This window comes from Arthrobacter sp. P1_A5, assembly GCF_056406825.1.
Genome location: NZ_JBFTZL010000010.1, coordinates 21767 through 47722 on the forward strand (window position 1 = coordinate 21767; position 25956 = coordinate 47722).

The window sequence follows — 25956 nt, forward strand, 5'->3', positions numbered from 1 at the left end:
TCAACGTCGACAGTCTGGAAGAACATGAAACACACGCTCGCTCCCGAGGAACTCGAGGAGGTCATTCCGTCCGACGCGGAAGAAATCCTGCACCACGGTCACGTCCCGCCAGGCTGGAGCGGCGCCGTCTGGCTCGACAAGGTCCTCGAATGGACCGTGGGCGCGGCGATCCTCGCCGAACTCGTCGTCATCCTGCTGAACATTGCGGTCAGGGTCGCCACCGGTGATTCAGTGCTCTGGACCCAGGAAGTGTCAGAAATCGCGCTCCTGACCATCGCCTTCATCGGCGGAGCCATCGCCTACCCCAAGGGTGCGCACATGTCGGTCCAGGCCCTCATCATGCGCCTGCCCGCAACATGGAAGCCCTACCTGGCCGCCCTGGTCGACTGGCTCGTCTTTGTCATGAGCGCAGGCGCATTTGCTCTCTTCGTGCCGACCCTGGCCCAGCAGATCGAAGAAAAGACGCCCATCCTGCAACTGCCCGTCTTCTGGGTCTCGATGCCATTCTCCGTCGGCATGGTGCTCATCGCATGGTTCGCCCTCGTCAAACTCCGGCGGCAGGAACGCCGGCCCGTCCTGACCGCCGCCGGCATCGCCGCGGCGATGGTCGCCGTCGTCATGCTTGCCCCGCCCCTGTTCTACTACGCGTCCCCTAACGTCCTCCTGGGCGTGGTGCTCGCGGTGCTGTTCCTGTTGCTCTTCCTTGGCCTCCCCATCGCCTTTGTCCTGGCCCTGGCCTCGGGGATCTACCTCTACCTCGGCGGCATTTCCGATGTCAGCGCCATTCCGATCGGGATGGCCTCGGGCGCCAAGGGGTTCGTGCTGCTGGCCATCCCGTTCTTCATCCTGGCCGGCACGGTCATGAACTCCGCCGGACTCACCCTGCCGCTGGCCAAGCTCGTCGACGCCCTCATCGGCCACCTGCGCGGCGGTCTTCTGCAGGTGGTGGTGGTCACCATGTACATCTTCTCCGGCATTTCCGGATCCAAGGTTGCCGACGTCGCGGCCGTGGGCACCACCATGCGAGGCATGCTCGAAGAGCGCAAATACCCGCGCGGCGAGGTGGTGGCGGTCCTGTCGGCCTCGGCCATCATGGGTGAAACCATCCCGCCGAGCATCGTGCTGCTGATCCTCGGCTCCATCACGACGATCTCCACAACCACGCTGTTTTTGGCCGGATTAGTTCCCGCGGCGTTCCTTGCGCTGGTCGTCATGGCGCTCGTCTTCTTCCGGGCCCGCAAGCAGGGCGGCGTCGCCAGCCCCAAGGCGACCTGGCGTGCACGCGGTTCAGCATCATTCTTCGCCCTGCCCACCCTCCTCCTGCCCGTGGGCATGGTGGTAGGCATCATGAGCGGCTTCGCAACGCCGACGGAAGTCTCCTCGGTCGCCGTGGCCTACGCCTTCGTGCTGGCCGCCGCATACCGGCGGGGCAGCAAGAAACTCCTCGGCGACACCCTGCGCGAAACGACGACGACGGCGGGCATGGTGCTCTTCATCATCGCCGCGGCGTCGCCGCTGGCCCAGACCCTCGCCCTCGCCGGCGTCTCGCAGCAGATCCACGACCTCATGTCTGGACTCGGCGATTCTCCGCTCCTGTTCATGTTCTTCACGATCATCCTGCTCATCATCATGGGCCAGCTGCTGGAGGGCCTGCCGGCTGTCCTCATCTTTGCCCCGCTGCTGCTGCCGATCGCCACCGACTTCGGCGTCAACCCCGTGCAGTACGCCATGGTGCTCATCATCGCCATGGGCATCGGCTCCTTCGCGCCACCGGCAGGTGTCGGCTTCTACGTCGCCTGCGCAACCGCCCGCGAAACCGTCGAGAAGAGCCTCAAACACTTCTGGCCGTACCTCATCGCCGTGTTCCTCGGACTCCTCGTGCTGGCGGCGGTCCCCTGGTTCAGCACCTTCCTTCCCGCCCTCGCCGGACTGATCCCTTTCTAAGCACATGACAACACCGACAATAAGTGAGAACAAAACGTCTGGTTTCCACGCCTCCGTGGCCCTCATTGGCACGGGACCAATGGGAGCTCCGATCGCCCGAAATATCCTCTCCGGCCAGGTTCCCCTTACTCTCTGGAACCGCACACCAGAAAAAGCCCGTGGGATTGAGGGGGGCACCGTCGTAGCCGCCCCGGCCGCCGCCGCGAGTGAAGTCGTGCTGACTGTATTGCCCGACCTCCCCCAGGTTGCAGCTCTACTCCCCGGTGAAGACGGCCTATTGAAAGGATGGAAAACCGCAGGCATCGAACACCCCGTCCTCGTGATTCACGGAACAGTGTCACCGGTGGCAGTCGCAGAGTTCGCCGATGACTGCCTGCGCAACTGGGGGGTGACAGTCGTGGACGCACCCCTTAGCGGCGGAACCATCGGTGCCGAAGAGGGGCGGCTGAGCATCATGGTTGGGGGGCCGCCCGAAGTCGTGGAGCGACTAACCCCTCTCTTCAGGCTATACAGCTCGACAGTCCTCCATTTTGGCAAAACTGGCGCGGGATCAACGGTGAAGGCGTGCAACCAGATCGTCGTCGCCGCCGCGGTAACCGCCCTGGCCGAAGCGATGGCCCTTGCAAGCATTGCCGGACTCGACCTTGAGAAAGTGCAAACTGTTCTGGCGGGCGGTCTTGCCAACTCAGAAGTCCTTCGCCAGAAGGGACGACGCTGGATCGACCAAGACTTCGAAGGTGGCGGGTCAGCGAAAAACCAGCTCAAAGACCTGAACTTCATAGACGAGATCGCCACGGCATGCGGGCTAAACCTGCCGCTCGCTAACACCCTCCGAGACGCCTTCGAACTCATGATCGAGGAGGGCTACGGCGACTTGGACCACACGGGGATATACCGGACCATCCTCCCTTAGTCTGCTACACGTTCCAGTGAAGATCGCTTACTTGGCCCCTTTTCGGACGCCAGCGCGTCATGGATCACCACCGGCTTCGAGGAAAGAACTCATGGACCCTGATAGTGACCGAGCACTAGTCTTAAGCCTCGGACTTCCTGGCTGCGCTCTTCAATTCCGTACCCATCATTGGGAGCAATTTCCGGCTGTTTATTCGTCACCGGACCGGCGGCATCCCATCAGGCGCAGGCACTCATCAGCGGGTCGTTTCTGTTGCCTTAGGCAACCTAATGCCTAACGCTTGTTAGTGGTTTCGAACTATTCGGTGACCGAAACCATGTGAACCTCAGGGAGTCGCAATTAAGGTAAGCGGGCGACGGTGGGAGGGCCCGCCGTCGCCCGCTTATCTCTACTGCGAGATCTAATGGCCTGGACTGGCACGCCAGTTTCGGCGCTTACAGGTAGCTCTTTACGCTTGCGCGGAGTGCTTCAGTGTGCTCGTAGATCTCTTCCAGCGAGCTAATGGGCACCCGCGTCTCTTCCCTGTTGTCGTCGAATATGCCGATGTACTTCTGAGTGCGGTTGAAATGCAGGCGCGCGATCGGTTTGCGGTTGTTGTCGTCCAGCAGCACCGCGAAATACGATTTGGCATCCCTCTGCGCTACGCGAGCGGGCTTGACTTCGCTGCAGACGATGGCGCGCACGATCTGGTACCCCTCGATTTCCTCCAGCGTTGTTTCCAGGCCGTCAGCCTCGGCCAGGTCCGCTTCGGCGACGGGTGCGCTGGTGACGCTGGCAGCCACCGTTGCGTCGTCATTTTGGGGAAAGGCCGGGGCGCCGAGGGCCTTCTTCAGCCGCTCGTTCACCTGATCGTTCAGGAACTGCTTGGACGCTTTGGTCACCAACGCGGTGAACTGCTCACGCACCTTCTGGGTGTAGGCGCCCGTATACACGCGACCCGTGAGGAACTTGATCCACTCGTCCTCAGGCTCCCTGAATTGTGCCGCCAGAGTCCTCTTGAGTTCGCCGATGTATTTCAGTTCACCGGCCGCGCTGATGATCGAGTCGAGATCAAAGACGTCCTTGGACAGTTTCTGCAGTTCCGGAATCAGGGATTCGTCGATGTCGTTCAAGTCGAGCACCAAGAATGGTTTGGCATCCATGCGGTTCGGGGCATCGAGGTCCGTGAAGAATTGGTACACCTCGCCGTTGGTGAGGATGGCGATTCTGGCGTTGGTGACGGCAAAGTACCGGAAAAGCTGAGATGCGTGCTCGATCTTCACGGGTTCCGAGGACTTCTTGCACTCGATCAGGATCTGCACCTCGCCGTCCTTGACGATCGCGTAGTCGATCTTCTCGCCCTTCTTAAGACCCACATCCGCGATGAACTCCGGAACCACTTCCATGGGATTGAAGACGTCATAGCCAAGGATGGTGGAAATGAAAGGCATGACAAAGGCATTCTTCGTCGCCTCTTCCGTCTGGATCACACCTCGCTGCTGGCGCACCTTTGCTGCCAAAGCCGAAAGTTTTTCTGCAAACTCCATTTGTCCCCCTACGAATTGATAGTGCTGCCAACCGTAGCGCAGCCCTCTGCCAATTTGATGAAAGTTGAGTCTTAGGGGCCAACTGCGGTTCCCAGCTCGCGGCCGAACGCCTCGGCCCGCTGATGCAGGCCACCGTCCCCATTCCCGCCACCGCGGCGCAGCTTGCCGCGTCCATCACGTTCCTGCTTAGCGACGACGGCACCAACATCAACGGCGCCGTCCTCGCCTCCGACGGCGGCTGGTCGGCGCTGTAGGGGAGCGGCACCCAAACGCAAGCGGACGACGGCGGGAGGGCCGCCGTCCTCCGCTGGTGTGGAGCGCGAAAGATGCGTCTTACTTAGTCATCCACGCCAATAGTTCCTGACCGTAAACTCGGGACAGAGCGATGGTGGTCAGAGATAGCCGGCCATGATCGTGTCGCTTTCCCAACTGTCGGGATTCGCAGTCCGTTCCCGGATGATTCGGAGTTTCTCGCTGTAACAAAGACGGGAATGGAAGATCCTGCGAAACACGAACAGAGGCGACAATAAGGCATGCAGACTCGTTCTGACAGCTCACCGCAGCCTAAGAGGCGATGGCTTCCGACGTGGCTGAAAATAGTCCTCATCGTGCTCGCAGTCATCTTTGGCATTCCTGCAATCCTTCAGGTGACCCACGATATTGCGACGGCACCGATGGTTGCGATCGCAGACCGAATGCACCCTGATCCGGGATGGAACGCGGAGGGGGAGAACATTACGGGCGGACCGTTCTGCATCCGCTACGACGTGGACTGTGACAGCATGTGGCGCAGCTACCGGACGGAACAGAAAGTAGCACCCGCTGACGTGCAACGCATCAGTGACGAAGCTTTGAACGGTGCGAAAGTGAAGGGCGACTGCGAGACTTCTCCGCTGCCGTCAAACGTCACGGGCATGTATGAAGCGTGTTCTGTCTCTGCTGTCTCTGCTGTCGTTGACGGCTATGACGTGGCGGTTCGAGTCCTGAAACTCAGCGAGGACAGCCCGGACAGGATCATACAGTTCAGCCTCAGCAGCGTTAATAACAGGCGGTAACGCGAGCGGGGCATCTTCTCGCTGGGCCAACGTCACCTCCCTGATGCGCCTCACCCGCACCGTGGTGCCGCTGATGCTGGACGCCGGCACCGGGTCCGTGGTCAACGTCGCCTCCGAGGCCGGCCACCGCGGGTCCGCCGCCGGCGCCGCCTACACCGCGTCCAAGCACGCCGTCGTCGGCCTGACCAACAACTCGGCCGTGACGTACGGGCCCCGGGGCCCGCGCTTCAACGCCGTCGCCCCCGGCCCCACCATCACCAACGTCGTGGACACCTGGCGAGCCCAGCTCACGGCCGAACGCCTCGGCCCGCTGATGCAGGCCATCGTCCCCACGCCCGCCACCGCGGCGCAGCTCGCCGCCTCCATCACCTACCTGCTCAGCGACGACGGCACGAACGTCAACGGCGCCATCCTCGCCTCCGACGGCGGCTGGTCGGCCCTGTAGGGGAGCGGCACTAAACGCCAGAGGACGAGGGCGGGAAGTCCCGCCGTCGTCCGTATGTGTCGCTCGTTTCCCTGCGTCAGAAGGCCAGCACCCCTCGGTCCAAGGCCACCCTCCGGCCCCACCGGGACGACGCTGGACGGCCTAGGGTGATCCCAGCCACAGCGCGAGGGAAAGGGACGACGATGTTCACCCTGCAGATTAGCTATCTGGTCCGGGAAAACGAGGCTTTCAAGAAAATCTTCGACCCGCAGCCCGCGCAGCCTCGGGCCCCCGGTCTGTTCGCTTGTTCGGGGTACCGAGGACCAGAACAGCGTGGCCGTGCTCCTTGACTTCGACACCAAGGACGCCGCGACGGTCTTTATGGAAAAGCTGCGCAGCCAGGTGTGGAACAAACCCGTGGTGATCGGGCAGCTGATGATGGCAGCGCCGACAGCCAGGATTCTGGAGGAGGTGGCCCGCGAGGAACAGGGCGCGGGCTGACCGCTGAGAATCCGGTGGTCCAGGCTGGGATGAGTTAGACGCAGCTTCATGCCGTCCCAGGAAGACGGCGGGACATCCCGCCGTCGTCCGATTCCACGGCCTCATTCCGCGCCCCGTCCGCTCTTGGGGGTCTTGAACTATATGCGGACAAGGGAAAGGACCGGGCTGCATAACAGGCGCAAGGAAGGCGGATCTCTGAATGGCTCGAATGCCCCAAGCCACGGTGGAAGTGAGTGACGCAGTGGTCCAGCGCCTCGTCCGGGACCAGCGGCCCGACCTCGGCGATTTTCCTTTAGCGCGGGTTGCGAACGGCTGGGACAACGCGACCTTCCGGCTCGGTGACGATCTGGCCGTCCGGCTGCCGCGCAGGGCGGAGGCCGTTCCGCTGATACTGCATGAGCAGCGCTACCTTCCCGACATAGCTCGCCGCTCCCCGGTTGCGGTTCCTGTCCCCGTCCATGCCGGCAGGCCGACGTCGGACTTTCCATGGCCGTGGAGCATCGTACGGTGGGTCCCCGGAGCCGCTGCGGCCGACGTCGGGCCGGCAGGCCGCGGGCCGGCGGCTAAGGGCCTGGCCGATTTCCTGCTGTCCCTTCACGTGCCCGCCGAAACGGGAGTCCCGGTCAACCCTTTCCGAGGCGTGCCGCTGACGGACCGTGACGCTGTGCTGGTGGAACGGCTCGGGGACCACGAACGCTACCCGCAGGCGGCAGCGCTGAAAGCAGTGTGGGCGCAGGCCTGTGCCGCCAAAGCCTGGGATGGTCCGGCGATGATGCTCCACGGGGACCTCCACCCTGGCAACATCCTGCTGGCGGACGACGGCTCCCTGGCCGGCGTCATCGATTTCGGCGACGTCGGGGCAGGGGACCCGGCTGTCGATCTTGCGGTGGGGTGGCTGATGTTCGACGCCGGCAGCCGCCACCGCTTCATGGGCGCCTTCGGCTCCGCAGTAGATGGAGACACCAGGATGAGGGCCCGCGGTTGGGCCCTCATCCTGTCCACCGCCATGCTGAGCAACTCCGACGATAATCCTCGGATGTTCAGCGTAGGAAAGTTCGGGATCAGGCAGATCCTGGATGACGGGCTTCGCCTGCAACTCTGACGCCAGCGTTAAATGTCAGTGGCGCCTCATATGCTGGGAGTGTGGAAGGCAAAGCAGCTGCGGAGACGTTGGAGGCCATGGAGGCCTCCCTTGCCAGGTTGTCTGCATTTGCCGGTCGCGGAGCCGGGAACGCGGCCTCGACTGGCGCCGACCCTCTTCGGGACGAAGCGGACGCGTGCCTGGACGGTATGGCTGAGGTCGCCAGCATGGAAGCCAGGCTGGCCGCTCTGAAAGTGCACTTCGCCGCCGGATATGCCCGCGCTGCCGTCGCCATGGCGGGCCCAGCCGTTTCCCCGCAGGAGCGCACCGCCCAGGAAATGGCCGTGACAGCAGAGGTGGCCTGTGTCCTGACCGTGAGTGAAAGATCGGCGGCGGCGCTCCTGGCAGAGTCGGCCACCCTGACCACTAAGTTGCCCCTGACGCTGTCTGCGCTGCAAGCAGGGAGCATTTCATGGCAACACGCGCGGGTGATGTGTGATGAAACGTCCGGTCTGGACCTCGCCGCGGCGGCTGCTTTGGAGGCTCATTTCCTGGACCCCGAAGCTCCCTTTGCCGCGCGTGGCTGCCCCGCGGGGGAGCTGGTGCCGGGCAGGTTCCGGGCCAAGGCGCGCAGATGGCGTGAGCTGCACCATCCCGTAAGCATCGAAGCCCGCCACCGCAAGGGTGTGGAGGACCGTCGGCTGGAATATGTGCCGGACCGGGACGGCATGGCCTGGCTCTCGGCCTATCTGACTGCGGATGTGGCGGTGGCTGCATGGTCCCGTGCCACGGAAGCGGCCCGTGCCCTGCAGGAGCCGAATGAATCCCGAACCCTGACCCAGCTCCGTGCGGACGTCGCCGCCGACTGGCTGCTGGCGGGGGTGGCGGAAGGAACTCCGTCACCCAAGGCGCAGGTCCTGGTGACCGTGCCGGTGCTGTCTCTTTTGGGCGCCGAGTCGGAACCGGCCACGCTGGACGGGTATGGTCCCGTTCCGCCGAGCATGGCCCGCCGGCTTGTAGGGGATGGCGCCGGATCGTTCCTGCGTGTGCTGACCGATCCGCGCAATGGAGCGCCGCTGGAGATCGGACGGACCAGCTACCGGGTTCCGAAGGCGATGCGCCAATGGTTGCGGCTTCGGGATGGCCGGTGCCCTTTTCCCGGCTGCAGTAACCATTCCCTGGATAACGAAGCGGATCATCTGTTGGCTTGGTCCGAGGGAGGCGGCACCGACATCACCAACCTTGGCCAGCCATGCCGGCGGCACCACCGACTCAGACACACCACAGCGTGGAGGCCGGTTGACGCGACCCGGGACCATCCACCCGGCTGGATCTCACCTGCGGGACGCTCCTACCCAAGCGAGCAACAAGACTGGGAACCGCCACACTGGCCGCAGCACCTCGGCCACGCGGGTGAAGGCCGGGAGTTGGAACCGCCCGGCTGGCCGGACGTATTTGCCGGCGGCGTCGGACCCGGAGAGACCGTCGGACCCGGAGAGACCGGGCCGCCATTACCGGTGGATCCCTTTCCTGACTGGGCACTGTTCATCGCGGCGTAGGATCGGCGCTCCACTTTCCCTCCCCGTCCAATTAAGGGTTCGAAGGATGTTCCGGCTATTGGCCTGCCCCCCTGCCTCCGCCGTGACCCTGAGCCGCGACCCTCCGCCGTGACCCTGAAAGGCCGGACCGGCCAGGACCAGCGCGATTCAGGCCACTGTCCCCATGCCCATCACGGTCCGGGTCAATCTCGACTCACCGGACGAGTTCGTCGGGTCTGCTTGCTACGGCGATCATGCGACGCATGACGCCGAATGGACGGGGAAGAAGGCCTTGATGAAAGTTTCTTCATGACCGTTTCATCCCTGCCTCATTGTTGAAGTTCACGCTGGACACACGAACGGCCTGCGCCGGAAGAGCCTGCGTATGGGGAACGGGGGGAATGGTGGACGGAGCATGGCTGTCTATTGTTAATGGGCACGGGACGCCTGGAACGCGTCACCCTACTGCGTCGCACCACTCGCTGGTATCTCCGCCGGTACATGGAATTGATTCCATGGATTGGCCCTCCGCCATTCCGGCGTCTGCCGACGACGATACCGGCACATCCTGGCTGGTTCAGCGGGCGTGGCCAGAGAAGACACCAGGAGAATTTGTACTGGAGGTCCGGACGCCGGGAGTGCCCGGCGTCCGGGGAGCTTATTTGCGTCGCGGGCAGTTCGAACTAATCCCTTTGGACGATCCGGGACTTCCCGCCTTACGGGGGGAAGCGCAGCAGGGGGAATTGATTTCGTATTGGCCGTACCACCAGGCTGTCGTCCGGGCGGAGGGCCGCTATATAAAGATCTTCGGACCCGGGGGCGCCGTCGTACCGGCCGAGCGCTGCGCGCAAATGGACGTCCTGCTGGACGCCGGCAACTTCACAACGCCCAGAATCCTTCGTCAGAGTTCCCAATCGGACGTCATCGTTTTCAGCGCCATGCCGGGACCGACTCTGAACGAGCTGGGCCGGGTGGAAGCGGCCGTCTGCGATGAAGCGTTCGCCAGGGCATGGGAGAAATGGTCGCGCGCCTGGGTCGCGGAACTGAACGGCTCCCATGGCCCAGCAGCACGAGGCGTTCTCGACAGCCTTCCGCTCCGTTCAGCAGAGTGGGAAGCCGCGAAGGTGTGTCGACGGGTGGACGACTGGTTGCAGCACAATGAAAACGTCCCCGAATTGTCGTCTCAGCGCGCTGTCTTGCGCGCCGCTGTAGAGCACGTGGCCATGAACCTGATACGGACGGCACCGGATCCGGTGGTGTGGGCCCACGGAGACCTCTACGACAAGCAAATCGTCGTTCCTGACGGCGACATCCCGCCCGGACTGCTGGACTTCGACAGTACGGCCCGACACGAGGCCGCCCGGGATCTGGCCGGTCTGGACGTCCATCTGGAGCTTCATCTACGAAATAACCGCATGACGCCGTCACGATATCTGACCGCTCACACGCAGGTGCTGGCCGTGGCCGAGGAACTGCGCATCAGTCCAGTCCGGTTCGATGCGTACTCGGACGCCATCTGGCTCCGTCTGGCACTTTCGCCGCTACCTGGCCGCTTCTCTCTGGCCATCGGCGTCCTCGCGGAACGGGCCGAAAGGAGCTGAGGCCCCGAAGCGGCCAGCCCGGCGAGCCCCTGGCAGGTTTTGCCGGTTAGGCGCTCACTTAGGTGCAAAAGCGACAGAATGCTTGCTACTCTGGATTCTGCACCTAGAGAGAGTGAGCAATGATGCTTCTCGAAAGAGACCTCATCCAGTCCGTCGGCTTCCGCAACGTAACGGACGGCGGACGTGTAACCGGTTTTCAGTTCCGGGTCCGGATGCCTTCCTACCGGGGCATGGCCGCGTCCCTCATCGATGGCATCGCCGTTCGCATCGGCGGCATCGTCGACGTCGGACCTGACGTTCCGCTGTGGACCTTCGGCGGGCGGACCTACACCCTGCAGCAGCTCTGGGACAGTGATGGCGTGCGCTGGCCCCTTGAGGAAGCGGCAGTGGTCACCGTTCCCCTCGACGGCGGCCTGCCGCAGGGCGTCCACGAGCTCTCCATCGAGCTGCGGCTGCGGATGTCCTACATACCAGTCGAACACCAGCCCACCACCCACCGGACCAGCCGCAAGGTGACGCTCGCGCCGGAAGGCGGCGAAGGTACCTTCCGCTACGGCGTTTCCCTCTACAGCTTTATGGGCGATTACGGCACGGTGATGGACCTTGAGACGGCGCTGGCCGCCGTCGCTGACGTGGGCGCCACCGGCGTCGAGATCCTCGGCGAGGGCCACGTTCCCAACTATCCGGAACCGTCCCCGGCCTGGATCGATAACTGGTTCGGCCTGCTGGAGAAGTATTCGCTGGAGCCGACGAACTACGGTTCCTGGATAGACACCCGTCTTCACCCGGGCCGCACTATGACGGTCGCCGAGGGTGCGGAGGCCCTGCAGCGGGACCTGCGGCTTGCCAACCAATTGGGTTTCGGCTTCGTGCGCCCCAAGATCGGCGTGGTGTCCAGCGATCTGGTCCCAGACCCCATCTGGACCGAGTCCGTGGAACGCTCCCTTGATCTGGCCCACGAGCTGGGGGTCATCATCTGCCCGGAGATTCATTCGCCGACGCCCATCAGGCACCCCGTCGTCGAGGACTACATCAGCCTCATCGAACGGACCGGAACCAAGAACTTCGGCCTGCTCATCGACACCGGAATCTTCCAGGACCGGCCCATTCCGCTGCGCGCAGGTGAGACCCGCGAGACCCGGCCCGCCTTCCTCGACGGCATCGGCGTCGACCCCGCCGACTTCGCTGATATCGCCCAGTATGTGGTGTTCGTCCAGGCGAAGTTCCACGACATCAACGAGCAGCTGGAAGACCAGCAGATTCCCTGGCTGCCCGTGCTCAAGGCCCTCAAGGACTCCGGCTACACCGGTTATCTCTCCAGTGAATATGAAGGCGAACGCACGCCATGGCGTGCCATTGAGCAAGTGCGGCGCCAACACGCCCTGATCCGCCGCATCACCGGCGAACTTACCTGACCCATCCCCTTTTCCCAGTAAAGAGAGCAACAATGCCAAACGGACTTCTTGACGATGCAAGCCTCCGCACCCATCCCGACGGTCTCGCGCTTGCCCTGACCCTGCCGTGGTACCGGAGTCTGTGGCTCTCCTCGGTCTCCAGCCTGCGGCTCACCGTCGACGGCCAGGATATCCCCGCCGGGAACTTGTCCCTGGAACTGGGAGGTGTCCGCTATGCGCTCCCGGACCTGCCCGCTCAAAGCGAAACTCTCTGGTACCTCCAGGAACATCCCTTGCTCATCGCCACAACGGAGAGCCCTGTTGCCCTGGGCGAGCAGCACACCGTCCGGCTCATCGGTGAGTTGCGCCTGCCGTACATGCAGATTGCTCCCGGCCAGGACGGCGGTCCCGGCATGTACGTTCCCAACTTCGTGAACCAGACGTTGGAGCTGACCGTCACGGACAGGGCTGCGGCGGCGCCGGAACTGACGACGGCGGTCACGCCGCCCCCACCGAAAGCGGAGGAAGATCCGTTCTCGCTGGGGCTCACCCTGTACTCGGCAAGCGCCGAATTCCGGGCCGGCTGGTACGACTTCGACGGTCTGCTGAACCGTGTGGCCGAGCTCGGCATCGGCCCAGGGATCGAAATTGTGGCATCGCAGGTCCTGCCTACCTATCCCAACGTGACTGACGACTTCGTGCGCTCGTGGCAGCGCGCCTTCGACAAGCACGGCTTCACCGCCAGCTCCTTCGGCGCCAATCTGGACATGGGACGCCGCCGTGACCGCGACATGACCCCGGACGAGGAGTACGAGTTCACGCAGACACTCTTCCACGGCGCCAAGAAGCTCGGTTTCCCGCTCGTCCGCATCCAGAGCGCTAAGCCGGAGCTGCTTCGCCGGCTGCTGCCGCTCGCCGAGGACCTCGAACTCAAACTTGCCTACGAGATCCATGCACCGCTGGGACCCAACTCGCCCGAGATCATGAAGGTCCGCGACGTCTACGCCGAGCTTGATTCACCGCTGCTGGGCTTCGTGGCTGACTTCTCCTCCACCATGCACAGCATGTCTCCCACGCTCCTGCGCGCGGTTCGCCGTGCCGGGCTGGACGATGAAGCTGTGGAAAGGCTGCAGGCTATCTGGGGCACTGAGGCACCGATGCGGGTGCGGCAGGAGGAGTTCATTGCGTACCTGCGGGGACGTGACTTCGATCCTGCCCGGCTTGGATCCTTCGCCCACCTGGCGTTCAACATGCACGGCCACGTCAGCCCGAAGGAGTGGGCTGACATCATGCCGCAAATCATGCACGTCCACGCGAAGTTCTACGACATTGATGAGCAGGGCAACGAGCCGGCCATCGACTATCCGGAACTGGTCCGCGTATTCGTCGAAGGCGGCTACCGCGGTTACTGGTCCAGCGAATGGGAAGGTCATGCCTTCGCCGAGCTCGGTGAGGTGGATCCGCTGCTGCTGGTGCGGAAGCAGCATGACCTTATCCGCAAGAGCATGCGGACGGCCCTGGCATCAGCCTGACCTGAAAGACCGACGTCCCATAGCCTCGATGCCCGTCCGTTGAGCCGGCCGGGCATCGAGGCGTTTAAGGGGCTTCCTTGGTTGCGGCGGCTGCCACGATGTCGGCAGCCTCTTTGAAGAGGCCCCGCATCCACTCATGCTCGGAGTCGCGGTTGTGCACGGGGTGCCACCACAAGGCATTAACCAGCGGCGTGGCATCGAAGGGCAGCGGCAGGATCCGAATCCCGCCCACGCGCAGGGCGAACGGCACCAGGGCCGCCTGGATGAGCGCGATCCGGTTGGTCCCAACCACAAAGTGCGGCAAGGACTGGAAACTTTCAACAACCACGTCCACGCGGGGCTCAACGCCCAGCTGCTGGATCTGCCGTTCCGCCGAGGTTGAGGCTGAGCGCGTCTGATAGGTCATCACCCAGGGAAGTTCAGCGATGTTTTCCATGGTGATTTGCTCGCCGACGGCTTCATTGGACGTGGAGACCACGGCCACCCACCCGTCCCTCCACAGGTCCAGGTAGGGCAGCCCGGTGAGGAATCCGTGGGGAATCACCATGCCGTCCACCGACCGAAGGCGGTTGGCTGCATCCTCCACCACCATCGGATTGTGGAGCATAAACCGGAACCGGACAGCTGGGGCGCGCTCGGCTGCAAGCTCGGAAACAACCCGGCCAATGGTCGTGAAGCCGTAATCCGAGCCGTAGATGGAGAACTCGCGCTCGGATTCTGTGGGCTCCCAGGTGGCCTGGCTTTCGAAGACGCGGCGTGCGGCCTCCAGTGCGGTGGTGGTGTGCTCCGCGAGCCGGAGGGCGAAGGGGGTGAGCTCGTAAGCATTGCCGCGGCGGGCCAGGATCGGGTCACCGAAGTGGGATCGGAGCCGGGCGAGCGAGGCGCTGAGCGCCGGCTGGCTGAGGTGGAGCCGCTCGGCCGCCCTGGTAACGCTTCGCTCGGTAATGAGGGCATCCAGCGAGATCAGCAGGTTGAGGTCGAGACGGGAAAGCAGGACATGTTTCGTCACGGCGCAGCGATCCTTTGGAAGTGGAACCGTTTCAAGGGAGTTTATCAGCGGGATCAATAACGTAGGCGAAGCCATCAGGGATCTGGATGGACCTTCCGCGGACCCCCGTTAAACTTATGTCCGTCATAGCAAAGACTTATGTGTCTTTTAGGCACATCTCCTGCATACTTGTGAGTGACCGGGGTCACGACACCCGGATTTTGGACAATGAAGTCAGAAAGGCTGGACATGACACAGCACCGTCGCTATTCAGGCCTGAAGGTCGGCGCCCTCGCCGTCCCCACCGTCGCAGCACTCATTCTTACCGGTTGCTCGGCCTCCACCGGCAGCAGCTCCTCTTCGGGTGGTTCCCAGGAATTTTCACTGTCCTTCGCGACATCCAACACCATCGAGAGCCCCTTCCAGGTGTTGGCAGAAAATTACATGAAGTCACACCCGAACGTGAAAATCACCTTCAATCCTCAGCCGAACGACTCCTACGACCAGACCCTGCGCACACAGCTCCAGGCCGGAAACGCCTCAGACGTCGTAGTGACCTCACCCGGCTCCGGCACCGGCCGCAGCATCCTGCCGCTCGTCCAGGCAGGTTTCCTTGAACCGCTTGACGATGCCGCGAAGCAACTGCTCCCCGAGGGAAGCGCCAGCACCTTTGGAACCGACGGCAAGGTGTACGGCCAGGCCACGGAAATTACGATCTCTGCCTTGGTGAGTAATGAGACGGCTGCAACTGCAGCCGGTGGCTTCCCTGCCGACTTTTCCTCCCTCCAGCAGCAGTGCAAGGCTCTGGAGTCCTCCGGTAAATCCCTCTTTGCCCTTGCCGGATCAGCCCCTCCCAACACAGGGCTGATGGCGATGTCCCTGGCAGCCTCGCGCGTCTACGCGGAAGACCCGAAATGGAACGATAAGCGCGCTGCGAAGGAAGCCACCTTCGCGGGCTCGGACGGTTGGAAGTCAGCCCTCGAAGCAGTTAATACCTTGAAGGACGCGGGCTGCTTCCAGAAGGGTGCTGCCGGCGGCGGCTTCGATGCCATCACCAAGGGGCTTGCCAGCGGAACGTCCGTGAGCGGCTTCATCCCGGCTCCAAGCTGGAAGCAGCTGCAGTCCGCCGCTGGGGGCTCCCAGTTCGCCGTTCGGCCGTTCCCGGCGGAACAGGGCTCAGGTAATAGCTACGTATTTGCCAGCGCAAACTACGCCTTCTCCATCAACGCGGCCTCCAAGAACAAGGACGCTGCCAAGGCCTTCCTCGACTGGGCCGCCCAGCCTGAGCAGACCAAGGCATTCGCAGAAATCGACGGTGCCCTGCCGGTCAGCGGACTCGACAAGTACGATTTCGACGGCGGCGCCTATAAGAACGTCGGCGGCCTGATGAAGGACGGCAAATACGGCCCCCTGCCCAACATCCAGTGGCCGAATTCCGCCGTCTACGACGCACTGGCCACGGGGGTCCAGGGCATCATCACCGGCCAGAAGAGCCCTGACCAGGTCCTGCAGGCCATGGACGCGGCCTGGGATCAGTAGCAGTTCTTGACCATCAACGTTCCGACGACTCAAAGGGACAAGCAAGGAATACCAATGACTGCGACGATGCAACCGAAAAGCGAAGCAGCTGAAGCACCCCGGCGAGGCAAGCGGACGCCGGGGGCGGGTGAGAACACCCGTCCCCGGCGGGGGCCCATGCAGTTCGGACACTGGTGGTGGGCGCTGCCCGGGATCGCCCTGGTGTTTGCCATCCACTACGTGGCAACTGGAATCGGCGGATTCTTCGCCTTTACCAACTGGACGGGCATCGGCTCGTTCAAAATCACGGGCTGGACAAACTTTGAGGCCATCTTCAAGGACCCCACGAAACTCGGAGCCCTCTCCAATACCCTCTTTCTGGCCTTTGGCTCGGTTCTCCTGGGCAACATCGCCGGGTTGGTTATTGCGCTGGGCCTGAACCGCGTCGTCAAGACGCGCTACATCCTCCGGACCCTCTTCTTCATGCCGGTGGTGCTCAGCCCGCTGGCCACGGCCTACATCTGGAAATACATCTTCGACTTCGACGGTCCGCTCAATGCCTTCCTTACGGCAATAGGCGCCGGCGACCAGGCCAAGCCGTGGCTGGCCGACCCGCAGTGGGCCATCTGGACCGTGCTTGTGGTGCTGGTCTGGTCTTCCACCGGCTTTGCCATGGTGATTTTTATGGCCGGCCTGGCCGGTGTCCCCGTGGAAGTGGAGGAGGCGGCGGCCATTGACGGTGCCAATCTGTGGCAGCGGTTCCGCAACGTTACCCTGCCCGCCATCCGCCCCGCCGTCGCCATCGCCACCACGCTGGGAATCGTCCAGGGGCTACGCGTCTTCGATCCCATCATGGCGCTCACCGGCGGCGGACCGGCCGGAGCGACGGAAACGCTGGCCACGCTGGTTTACAAGCAGGCCTTTGCGCTCGGGAACTTCGGGGGCGGTGCCGCCCTGGCCCTGGTGCTCGCCGCCATCATCCTGATCTTCGCCGTTCTCCAGCAGCGGCTGACGCGTTCGAACCCTGAGGACTAAGCCATGTTCCGCTACACCAAACTCACCCTGCTCCGCGAAGTCGGCCTATGGGCGCTCGCCCTGGTGTTCCTCGCGCCGTTCTACTTCCTGGTGACAACTGCCCTGAAGCCGGACAGCGAGTTGTTCACCACCTCGGCCCTGGCTCCGCCAACAAACCCCGACTTCAGCAACTTTATCGACGTCCTCACTGCCACCGGCAACTCCAACGTGGTGATGGGCCTGGTCAACAGCGCCATCATCACCGCAGGCAGCATCGTGGGGCTGATCGCACTCGGCTCCATCACCGGATATGTCATCACCCGCAGCACCCGACGCTGGAGCAAGGGCGCGTATTACCTCTTCCTGATCGCCATCATCCTCCCCGGCCAGCTCGGCGCCGTCCCTCTCTACATGGGTGCACGGGCCCTTGGACTCACCGGATCCGCTTGGGGCCTGATCATCCTCTACACGGGCATGCTCCTGCCGTTGTCGATCTTCCTCTACGCAAACTTCTTCCGCGGCCTCGGCACGGACTACGAAGAAGCGGCCACCATCGACGGCGCCAGCAAATCCCAGATTTTCTCCAAGGTGGTGTTCCCCATGATGGCCCCAGCCACGGGAACGGTCACCATCTTCGCCGGGCTCATCGTGTGGAACGACTTCTTCACGTCGTTGATCTTCCTGGGCGGCTCCGCCAACCAGACGCTGCCGGTGGCCATGTACTACTACATCGGCTCCCTGGTCTCCCAGTGGAACTCGATCTTCGCGATAGTGATCGTCTCCATGATTCCCATCCTGGCGCTGTTCCTGTTCGCGCAGAAACGGTTCATCCAGGGCTTCTCCGGCGGCCTGAAGGGCTGATCCGCGATGGTTGACAACCGCGCAGCGTTCGAGCGCTTCGTGGACATCTTCTACACCCAAAAACGGGTGCGTGAAGCCTTCGACTTCCTTGTGGCCGACGACTACCGGCAGCACAACCCGGCCATTCCTGACGGGCCTGAGTCGGCAGTAAGAATGCTGACGCCGAAGTTTGACGGATCGCCAGACTCCCGGTTCGAGGTTCAGCGCATCCTGGTGGACGGTGACCTGGCGTTGGTGCATGTACGCGCTTCAGGTCCCGGCCGTCCCGACGCCGCCGTCGCAGACATTTACCGCTTCGAAAACGGCCGGATTGTTGAGCACTGGGACGTACTTCAGCCGGTTCCCGAGGACCCGGTCCACGACCACCCCATGTTTTAGACCACCCATCCCAATTCTCTAGGAGATATCCATGTTCCAACTTTCGCCCAATATCGACCTTTTGTTCGCCGAAGCAGGCGAAAGTGCTGCTGACCGGGTTCGCGCGGCGGCAGCAGCCGGCTTCGACGCCGTCGAAATGTGGGGCCCAACGGGCAAAGACATTCCGGCCCTGAAGCACGCACTCGAGGAAACCGAAGTCCAGCTCACCTCCCAACTGGCGGAACCGCGTATGCAGTTCATGATCCCGCCCCGCAACCACGATGCTTTCTACACCGGGCTGGACGCCGGCGTCGAAGTGGCACAGCAGCTCGGCTGCCCCCGGATGGTAGTGGGCAGCGGTACCGGATTCGGCGGCCGCAAGCGGCAGGACCAGCTGGACGAACTGATTGAGATCTTCACCCGAGGCGTCGCGCACATCGAGGGTTCCGGCATCACCCTGGTTCTCGAACCGGTCAACGTCAGGGTTGACCACCCGGGAGCCCTCCTGGACCGGACCTCGGAAGCCGTCTATGTCGCCAAGGGCGTCAACTCGCCATACTTCGGCGTTCTCTACGACCTCTACCACTCCACGGTCGAGGGCGAGGACGTGGCCGCCGAGCTCGCCAACGCTGGCGACCTCATCAAGTATGTTCAGATCGCAGATGCGCCGGGGCGCGGCGAACCCGGTTCCGGTTCCATCGACTGGCACGCCCGGCTCACGGACCTGGGGAACAGCGGCTACGCCGGCCCCATCGGGCTGGAGTACTACCCGACGATCGACTCGGCGAAGTCCGTCCGGCGCATCCAGGAACTGGTGGCGGGACGGTGAGCGGTAACCGGTATCCCGTTGCGGTCGACGTCGCCATCGTCGGCAGCGGCCCCACGGCATCGGCATACGCACGCATCCTCAGCGAGGAAGCCCCTGGTGCCACCATCGCCATGTTCGAGGTGGGCCCCACGGTCAGCAATCCACCCGGGGCGCACGTCAAGAACATTGAGGATCCTGAACGCCGCAGCCTCGCGCAGCGGGCATCGGAAGGCCCCGGCGCAGGTGCCGACACGGTGAACTCACCCGGCGCGGTCAAGAGCGGGGAGCGACGGGCCAGGCCCGGAACCTACCTGCTGCAGGACGGCTACGCCTTCCCCGGCGAGGACGGGATGCCCGTCGCCGCCATGTCCAGCAACGTGGGCGGCATGGCCGCCCACTGGACCGCTGCCTGCCCCCGCCCGGGCGGCAAAGAGCGCATTCCGTTCCTGCCGGACCTTGAAGAGCTTCTTGACGACGCCGACCGACTGCTGGGGGTGACCACCCGCGCCTTCGACGGGGCTCCGTTCTCTGACCTCGTCCGGGAACGACTCGCCGCCGCCGTGGACGCGGGCCGTGACACCGCCTATCGCGTCCAGCCCATGCCTCTTGCTGTGCACCGGCGGGAGGACGGCGGCCTGGTCTGGTCAGGTTCCGACGTCGTGATGGGGGATGTGACCCGGGAAAATCCGCAGTTCGAACTCTATGATGAGTCGCTGGTAACGCGTGTTCTCCTGGAGGATGGCGCTGCTGCCGGCATCGAAGTCCAGGACCGCCGCAGCGGCGAAACCCATCAGGTGGCGGCCCGCTACGTTGTGGTGGGTGCGGATGCCCTGCGCACGCCGCAGCTGCTGTGGGCTTCCGGGATCCGGCCCGACGCCCTGGGCCGCTACCTCAACGACCAGGCGCAGGTAGTGTTCGCGAGCCGGCTGCGCGATGTCACCGCTCCGCAGGGCCGGGCAGCCGCCAGCGGCGCGCTCAGTGAGCAGAGCGGAGTTGCCTGGGTTCCCTACACGGACGGGGCGCCCTTCCACGGCCAGATCATGCAACTGGATGCGTCACCGGTTCCCTTGGCCGACGATGACCCCGTTGTCCCGGGCTCTATCGTGGGGCTTGGGCTGTTCTGCGCCAAGGATCTGCAGCGCGAGGACCGGGTGGCGTTCGACGACGGTGTCCGCGACTCGTACGGGATGCCCGCCATGCGCATCCACTACCGCCTCACGCGGCGGGATCACGAGGTACTGGACCGCGCCAAGCAGGAAATTGTCCGCCTGGGCAAGGCGGTGGGTGAGCCGCTCGACGAGCGTCCGTTCGTCATGCCGCCCGGCGCATCGCTTCACTACCAGGGCACAACCAGGATGGGCGCAAGGGACGACGGCCAGAGCGTGTGTTCGCCCGACAGCCAGGTGTGGCAGGTCCCCGGCCTCTTCGTGGCTGGCAACGGCGTCATTCCCACCGCCACGGCATGCAATCCCACGCTGACCGCTGTGGCGCTCGCAGTGCGCGGGGCCCGGAAACTCAAAGAAGAACTCAACAGCTCTTTACTTATGTCTAAATCAGACAATAGACTGACTAAATAATGAATAAGTGGTGCGATGCCGCTGCTATTTCGTTCAATCACAGGCAAGGCATGCCGCAGACAAGGAGGTCTCGATGATCGCCGACCGCATAATCGAGCAGGGAACACTGATCACCCAAGACGGCCGTACCGCCGTCGAAGTCCGCATCCCCTGGTACCGGGCCCTGCCGGGTTCCTGCATCGCTGGAGCTGCATTGACAGTGGACGGCGTCAGCGCCCCCGAGGGCTCACTGCGCTGGACCATGAACAACCGCACTTTCAGCTTCGAGGAACTCGTGGACGAGACCGGCGAATGGTGGTTCCCGCTGGACTCGGCAGTCCTTTCGGGCGACCTTCCCGTCCCGGACAGCCGGACCGAGCACGAGGTCAGGGTGGACCTGAAGCTCTACATCCCCTACATCATCACCGACCACGGCGTGCTGCACATCGAAGAGCACGACACCAAGACCATGAAGGTGGCACAGCGATGACCAGCCTCGGCACGCCGATCCAGGGCGTCACCCTTTACAGCTTCACCCGGGCCGTCCACGCCCGGCAGTACGACCTCGATGGCCTGATCCGCAAAGTGGCGGCCGAAGGCTTCGGCCCGGGGCTCGAAGTCATCGGATTCTCCAGCCTGCGCGGCTTCCCGGAGCGGATCGATGACAACTTCGTTGGCCAGTTCCGTGATCTTGTGGCCGAGGTTGACCTGGTCCCCACCTCCCTCGCAGTCAACGTTGACACCGGTATCCGCCGCGACCGGCTCATGAACCATGACGAGCTTGTCGAATACATGCGCAAGCAGATCGACGTAGCCGCCAGGCTCGGCTTCCCGATCGCCCGGGTGCAGATATCGCTGACTCCGGACGCCATGGAAAGCCTGCTGCCCGTGGCCGAGAAGTACGGCGTCACCCTGGCCCTCGAAGTCCACGCGGACCAGCACGGCGCCCACGAACGTGTCCTGGCCCTTCGCGACCGCTACGAGAAACTCGATTCCCCCTTGCTCGGCTTCACCGCGGACTGGGGTGCCACCGTTACCGGCTTTGCGCCCTCCCTGCTGGAGGCCTACCGCCGCCGTGGGGCTTCGGAGGCACTTCTCGGACAGGTGGTTGACCTGTGGAATGGGTTCTACGCCGACGGACCGCCAAACACGCAAAAGGTTCACGGTGAACGCTTCGGCGCCTTCATCGGCCTGGCGGCCCGCAACGGCCGGCCCGACCTTGGCATTGACTTCGCCATCAACGGAACAGGGCTTTTCGGTCCTGCACCGCTGGACACCTGGCTGGAGATCATGCCTTGGGTCCGCCACGTGCACGGCAAGTTCTTCGGCATCGACGAGACCGGCGAAGAGCCCTCGGTGCCGGTCCGGAGCCTTGTCCGGCAACTGGTTGAGAACGGCTACTCCGGCGCAATCTCCAGCGAATACGAAGGCTGGCACTGGAACAACTGGCAGGACCCGTTCGACATCATCCGCGGCGAGCAGGCCGTCCAGCGCTCAGCGGCCGCCAACGCCGGTTCGGCCATGATCACCGACGCTTCAGAAGCCCGCCGCATCCTCAACAGCCATCTCGCCCAGCCCGTCCGCGGCTGACAACGAAGGAACCAGAAATTATGTCAGAAGGCATCGCAGGCTCGGGCATCGAGCTTGGCATCACCCTCTATTCGCTCACCTCCGAGTTCGCCGCCGGGCTCTACACCCCTGAGACGCTGATCAAAGCTGTTGCAGATGAAGGCCTCGGCCCGGGGGTTGAGTTCAACATCGCCCAGATGCTGCGCACCTACCCGGACGTCGACGACGACTTCGTCCGCCTGTGGCGCGACAGCATGGACCGCTACGGCCTGACCCCCAGCGCAGTGGGCACCAACCTGGACATGGGCCGCCGCAAGGACCGGGACATGACACCCGATGAGGAGTACGACTTCTTCGCCGCGCAGCTGCACACGGCCAACAAGCTTGGTTTCCACCGCGTGGTGATCCGCTCCGCGGGCAAGGAATTGCTCCGCCGGCTGCTTCCCCTGGCCGAGAAGTACGACCAGAAGCTCGGCTACGAAATTCACGCGCCGCAGGGCCCGAACGATCCCAAGATCCTGCAGATCCGAGAAATGTACGAGGAACTGGGAAGCGACCGGCTCGGTTTCACCGCAGACTTCAGCTCGACGATGCACAGCCTTTCCCCGACCCTCTTCCGCACGTTGACGCAAATGGGGCTGCCCGAGGAGCACTTCGCCGTCATGCAGGAGATCTGGCGCAAACCGTCGCCCATGCATGAGCGCAACCAGGAGTTCGAGGACTACCTCAGTGCCAACAACTTTGATCCTGCCCGCCTGGGCCCGTTCACCCGGCTGGCATTCAACATGCATGGACTGGTTCCGCCGGAGGAGTGGCTGGATATCATGCCGCAGATCTTCCATGTCCACGCGAAGTTCTACGACATCGACGAACACGGCAATGAACCCGCGATGGACATTCCCCGCATTGTGCGCCAGTTCGTCAAGGGCGGCTACCAGGGCTACCTGTCCAGCGAGTGGGAGGGCCACGCGTTCGCTGACCTGGGCGAATCCGATCCGATCGACCTCGTCAAGAAGCAGCACACGCTGATGCGGCATGCCATCGAAGAGGCCGTTGATCCAAATGCATCCGACTCCCACGCGACCCTGGTCGAGACTGTTAAGTAAGGAAAGCCATGGCAACTCACAATTCCCTGTTCCAGGACACCGACGTCCGCAGGCACCCCGAGGGGATTGCCGTATCGGTGCAGCTGCCCTGGTACCGCAGCCTCTGGCTGTCCGCCGTTGACGACGTCGTTGCAACGGTCAACGGCGTGGAGATTCCCAAGGAGTCTCTCCGCTTCGAACTGCAGGACAAGTCCTACTCCATAGCTGAACTCCCGGAGCAATGGGAAACCCTGTGGTTCGTCGCAGACAAGCCCGACGTGATCATCCCGCTGGACCGCGTCCCCGACGCCGGCGAGGAGATCGACGTCGAGGTCATCCTCACCCTGCGCCTGCTGTATATGCAGATTGCGCCGATGCGTTACGTGGGCAACCGCGTCGCGGTTGACCGGACGGTGGTGCTCGCATGAAAACCTTGCGCGTGGCCATGATCGGTTATGGCTTCATGGGTGCTGCCCACTCCCAAGGCTGGCGGACGGCGCCGCGGGTATTCGACCTGCCTGCCGAGCCGGAAATGGCGGTTATTGTCGGCCGTAACGCTGAAGCGGTCGCCGCCGCTGCCAGCAAGTGGGGCTGGGCCGAGTCAGCAACAGACTGGCGGGACGTGATCGCCCGTGACGATATCGACGTCGTCGATATCGTCACGCCGGGCGACTCCCACGCCGAAATCGCGATCGCCGCGCTGGATGCCGGGAAGCACGTTTTGTGCGAAAAACCACTCGCCAACACGGTGGCGGAAGCCGAAGCGATGGCCGAAGCTGCCGAACGGGCGGCTGCCCGGAGCATCCAGGCAATGGTCGGTTTCACCTACCGCCGCGTTCCGGCCGTCACCTTCCTCCGCAACCTCATCGCCGAAGGCGCCGTCGGCACGATCAACCAGGTGCGTGCCTCGTACCGGCAGGACTGGCTGGTGGACCCGGAGATGCCGCTGGCCTGGCGCCTGCAGAAGGAACACGCCGGCTCGGGGGCCCTGGGGGACATCGGCGCCCACGCCATCGACCTGGCCCAGTTCGTCACCGGCCTGAACCTGGAGAAGGTGTCCGGCGTTATCGACACCATCGTGAAGGAGCGGCCTCTTTTGAAGGGCTCCACTTCAGGCTCCGGACCTTCCGATACCGGGCTTTCCGGCGCTGCCGGTGTCGGCTCCGGCGTCGGCTCCGGCCAGGTGACGGTGGACGATATCGCCATCTTCACGGGCCGCTTCGAATCCGGCGCGCTGGCGTCGTTCGAGGCCACCCGGTTTGCCACCGGCCGGAAGAACGCGCTCCAGATTGAGGTTTCCGGGGACAAGGGCGCCCTGGCCTTCGACCTCGAGGACCTCAACAGCGTCCAGTTCTACGACCGCACGGCACCTGCGGACCGCCAGGGCTTCCGGAAGGTCCTGGTCACGGAAGCGGAGCATCCCTACGTTTCGGCGTGGTGGCCGGCAGGCCACATGCTCGGTTACGAGCACGGGTTCTCCCACCAGGTCAAGGACCTCGTGGAGGGCATCGTGGGCGGCTCCGCCCCGCATTCGTCGTTCGCCGACGGGCTGAGGGTGCAGCGGGTGCTCGACGCTGTCGAGCGCAGTTCCGAAAATGATTCCGCCTGGACACGGGTCGCTGCCGGCGTTCCCGTGCCGGCCAGTTGAGGAGGGGAAGCACGTGGCACGACCAATTACCTTGTTCACCGGCCAGTGGGCCGACCTGCCGTTCGAGGAGGTGGCCCGGCTCGCCGGCGAATGGGGCTACGACGGGCTGGAGATCGCCTGCTGGGGTGACCACCTGGATCCCTGGCGCTGGGACGACGACGCCTATGTGCAGGGCAAGCTGGACATTCTTGAACGCCACGGCCTCAAAGTGTGGACCATCTCCAACCACCTCAAGGGCCAGGCCGTCTGCGACGACCCGATCGACGAACGGCACCGCGGCATCCTGCCGGACGTCGTATGGGGCGACGGCGATCCTGAAGGGGTCCGCCGTCGTGCCGCCGAGGAACTGAAGAACACTGCACGGCTCGCCGCAAAGCTGGGCGTGAAAACGGTGACCGGCTTTACGGGATCGTCCATCTGGAAGTACGTGGCGATGTTCCCGCCCGCCTCCGAAAAGATGGTCGACGCCGGCTACCAGGACTTTGCCGACCGGTGGAATCCCATCCTCGATGTCTTTGACGAGGTGGGCGTCCGGTTCGCCCATGAGGTGCACCCATCAGAGATCGCTTACGACTATTGGACAACGCAGCGCGCCCTCGAGGCGATCGGGCACCGCGAGGCCTTTGGCCTGAACTGGGACCCGAGCCACATGGTGTGGCAGGACATCGACCCTGTGGGGTTCCTGTGGGACTTCAAGGACCGGATCTACCATGTGCACTGCAAGGACACGAAGAAACGCCTGTCCAACGGGCGCAACGGCCGGCTCTCCTCCCATTTGCCCTGGGCTGATCCGCGCCGCGGTTGGGACTTCATCTCCACCGGCCACGGCGACGTGCCGTGGGAGGATGCGTTCCGGATGCTGAACGCCATCGACTACCGCGGGCCGCTGTCCGTGGAGTGGGAGGACGCCGGAATGGACCGGCTGGATGGCGCCCCCGAGGCGCTGGCTTTCGTGCGCCGGCTCTCCGGCTATGAACCCTCCGCCGCAGCTTTCGACGCCGCATTCAGCACGAAGTAATTCGCAAACAAGTGAGGCCGGCCCC

The 25956-nt window shown here is 63.7% G+C and carries 24 protein-coding genes and 1 pseudogene; 23 read left to right on the forward strand and 2 right to left on the reverse strand.

Annotated elements, in window-relative coordinates:
* The first annotated feature begins 24 nt into the window (after nt 1-24).
* Nucleotides 25-1944: a TRAP transporter large permease gene (locus tag AC1D1S_RS04000; protein WP_476993777.1), complete on the forward strand. Its 1920-nt coding sequence runs from the start codon at nt 25-27 to the stop codon at nt 1942-1944.
* A gap of 4 nt (nt 1945-1948) precedes the next feature.
* Nucleotides 1949-2857 carry an NAD(P)-dependent oxidoreductase gene (locus tag AC1D1S_RS04005; protein WP_476993778.1) on the forward strand — a complete coding sequence of 303 codons (909 nt, stop codon included), beginning with the start codon at nt 1949-1951 and terminating at the stop codon, nt 2855-2857.
* Between the two features lie 434 nt (nt 2858-3291).
* Here the strand turns inward: AC1D1S_RS04005 and AC1D1S_RS04010 are convergent, their stop codons facing one another.
* Complete coding sequence (locus AC1D1S_RS04010; protein WP_476993779.1) at nt 3292-4383, reverse strand: type I restriction endonuclease; 1092 nt, start codon at nt 4381-4383, stop codon at nt 3292-3294.
* 89 nt (nt 4384-4472) lie between these two features.
* Between AC1D1S_RS04010 and AC1D1S_RS04015 the strand changes: the two are divergent.
* From AC1D1S_RS04015 to AC1D1S_RS04055, 9 genes and pseudogenes are all read left to right on the forward strand, one after another.
* Nucleotides 4473-4637: pseudogene (locus AC1D1S_RS04015) on the forward strand (short-chain dehydrogenase); the annotation flags it as partial.
* A 354-nt stretch (nt 4638-4991) separates the two neighbouring features.
* Nucleotides 4992-5438, forward strand: a complete 447-nt coding sequence (locus AC1D1S_RS04020; protein WP_476993780.1) for a hypothetical protein — start codon at nt 4992-4994, stop codon at nt 5436-5438.
* A gap of 40 nt (nt 5439-5478) precedes the next feature.
* Nucleotides 5479-5883, forward strand: a complete 405-nt coding sequence (locus tag AC1D1S_RS04025; protein WP_476993796.1) for an SDR family NAD(P)-dependent oxidoreductase — start codon at nt 5479-5481, stop codon at nt 5881-5883.
* A 312-nt stretch (nt 5884-6195) separates the two neighbouring features.
* On the forward strand, nt 6196-6363 hold the full coding sequence (locus AC1D1S_RS04030) for a hypothetical protein (RefSeq protein ID WP_476944544.1): 168 nt from the start codon (nt 6196-6198) through the stop codon (nt 6361-6363).
* Between the two features lie 229 nt (nt 6364-6592).
* A complete protein-coding gene (locus tag AC1D1S_RS04035) occupies nt 6593-7465 on the forward strand; it encodes an aminoglycoside phosphotransferase family protein (protein WP_476993781.1) in 873 nt (290 codons plus the stop codon).
* Nucleotides 7466-7542: 77 nt separating this feature from the next.
* Nucleotides 7543-9003: an HNH endonuclease signature motif containing protein gene (locus tag AC1D1S_RS04040; RefSeq protein WP_476993797.1), complete on the forward strand. Its 1461-nt coding sequence runs from the start codon at nt 7543-7545 to the stop codon at nt 9001-9003.
* 494 nt (nt 9004-9497) lie between these two features.
* Nucleotides 9498-10583 carry a phosphotransferase gene (locus tag AC1D1S_RS04045; protein ID WP_476993782.1) on the forward strand — a complete coding sequence of 362 codons (1086 nt, stop codon included), beginning with the start codon at nt 9498-9500 and terminating at the stop codon, nt 10581-10583.
* 122 nt (nt 10584-10705) lie between these two features.
* Nucleotides 10706-11998 carry a C-glycoside deglycosidase beta subunit domain-containing protein gene (locus AC1D1S_RS04050; RefSeq protein WP_476993798.1) on the forward strand — a complete coding sequence of 431 codons (1293 nt, stop codon included), beginning with the start codon at nt 10706-10708 and terminating at the stop codon, nt 11996-11998.
* A gap of 32 nt (nt 11999-12030) precedes the next feature.
* Nucleotides 12031-13509, forward strand: coding sequence for a sugar phosphate isomerase/epimerase family protein (locus AC1D1S_RS04055; protein WP_476951407.1), 1479 nt, complete (start codon nt 12031-12033; stop codon nt 13507-13509).
* 64 nt (nt 13510-13573) lie between these two features.
* On the opposite strand, the gene AC1D1S_RS04060 is transcribed toward AC1D1S_RS04055, so the two are convergent.
* A complete protein-coding gene (locus tag AC1D1S_RS04060) occupies nt 13574-14518 on the reverse strand; it encodes a LysR family transcriptional regulator (RefSeq protein WP_243180778.1) in 945 nt (314 codons plus the stop codon).
* A 228-nt stretch (nt 14519-14746) separates the two neighbouring features.
* Here AC1D1S_RS04060 and AC1D1S_RS04065 point away from each other — a divergent pair, with 228 nt between their 5' ends.
* The 12 genes from AC1D1S_RS04065 (at nt 14747) to AC1D1S_RS04120 (ending at nt 25931) form a co-directional block, all read left to right on the forward strand.
* Nucleotides 14747-16036 (forward strand): ABC transporter substrate-binding protein, encoded by a 1290-nt coding sequence (locus AC1D1S_RS04065; protein WP_028275822.1) that lies wholly within the window; start codon nt 14747-14749, stop codon nt 16034-16036.
* Nucleotides 16037-16090: 54 nt separating this feature from the next.
* Nucleotides 16091-17050 carry a carbohydrate ABC transporter permease gene (locus AC1D1S_RS04070; protein ID WP_439954124.1) on the forward strand — a complete coding sequence of 320 codons (960 nt, stop codon included), beginning with the start codon at nt 16091-16093 and terminating at the stop codon, nt 17048-17050.
* Nucleotides 17051-17053: 3 nt separating this feature from the next.
* Nucleotides 17054-17890: a carbohydrate ABC transporter permease gene (locus AC1D1S_RS04075; RefSeq protein WP_243180782.1), complete on the forward strand. Its 837-nt coding sequence runs from the start codon at nt 17054-17056 to the stop codon at nt 17888-17890.
* A gap of 6 nt (nt 17891-17896) precedes the next feature.
* Nucleotides 17897-18268: a nuclear transport factor 2 family protein gene (locus tag AC1D1S_RS04080; protein WP_476993783.1), complete on the forward strand. Its 372-nt coding sequence runs from the start codon at nt 17897-17899 to the stop codon at nt 18266-18268.
* A gap of 31 nt (nt 18269-18299) precedes the next feature.
* A complete protein-coding gene (locus AC1D1S_RS04085) occupies nt 18300-19076 on the forward strand; it encodes a TIM barrel protein (RefSeq protein ID WP_476946678.1) in 777 nt (258 codons plus the stop codon).
* Nucleotides 19073-20632 (forward strand): GMC oxidoreductase, encoded by a 1560-nt coding sequence (locus AC1D1S_RS04090; protein WP_476993784.1) that lies wholly within the window; start codon nt 19073-19075, stop codon nt 20630-20632. Before AC1D1S_RS04085 ends, AC1D1S_RS04090 begins: the two co-directional genes overlap by 4 nt.
* Before the next feature lie 73 nt (nt 20633-20705).
* Nucleotides 20706-21101, forward strand: coding sequence for a C-glycoside deglycosidase beta subunit domain-containing protein (locus AC1D1S_RS04095; RefSeq protein WP_028275817.1), 396 nt, complete (start codon nt 20706-20708; stop codon nt 21099-21101).
* On the forward strand, nt 21098-22201 hold the full coding sequence (locus tag AC1D1S_RS04100) for a sugar phosphate isomerase/epimerase family protein (RefSeq protein ID WP_476993785.1): 1104 nt from the start codon (nt 21098-21100) through the stop codon (nt 22199-22201). The genes AC1D1S_RS04095 and AC1D1S_RS04100 overlap by 4 nt, the downstream gene beginning before the upstream one ends.
* A gap of 20 nt (nt 22202-22221) precedes the next feature.
* On the forward strand, nt 22222-23286 hold the full coding sequence (locus AC1D1S_RS04105; RefSeq protein ID WP_243180790.1) for a sugar phosphate isomerase/epimerase family protein: 1065 nt from the start codon (nt 22222-22224) through the stop codon (nt 23284-23286).
* Nucleotides 23287-23294: 8 nt separating this feature from the next.
* Nucleotides 23295-23693, forward strand: coding sequence for a C-glycoside deglycosidase beta subunit domain-containing protein (locus AC1D1S_RS04110; RefSeq protein ID WP_028275814.1), 399 nt, complete (start codon nt 23295-23297; stop codon nt 23691-23693).
* A complete protein-coding gene (locus AC1D1S_RS04115; RefSeq protein ID WP_476993786.1) occupies nt 23690-24913 on the forward strand; it encodes a Gfo/Idh/MocA family protein in 1224 nt (407 codons plus the stop codon). The genes AC1D1S_RS04110 and AC1D1S_RS04115 overlap by 4 nt, the downstream gene beginning before the upstream one ends.
* A 13-nt stretch (nt 24914-24926) precedes the next feature.
* Complete coding sequence (locus AC1D1S_RS04120) at nt 24927-25931, forward strand: sugar phosphate isomerase/epimerase family protein (RefSeq protein ID WP_028275812.1); 1005 nt, start codon at nt 24927-24929, stop codon at nt 25929-25931.
* Nucleotides 25932-25956 lie beyond the last annotated feature (25 nt).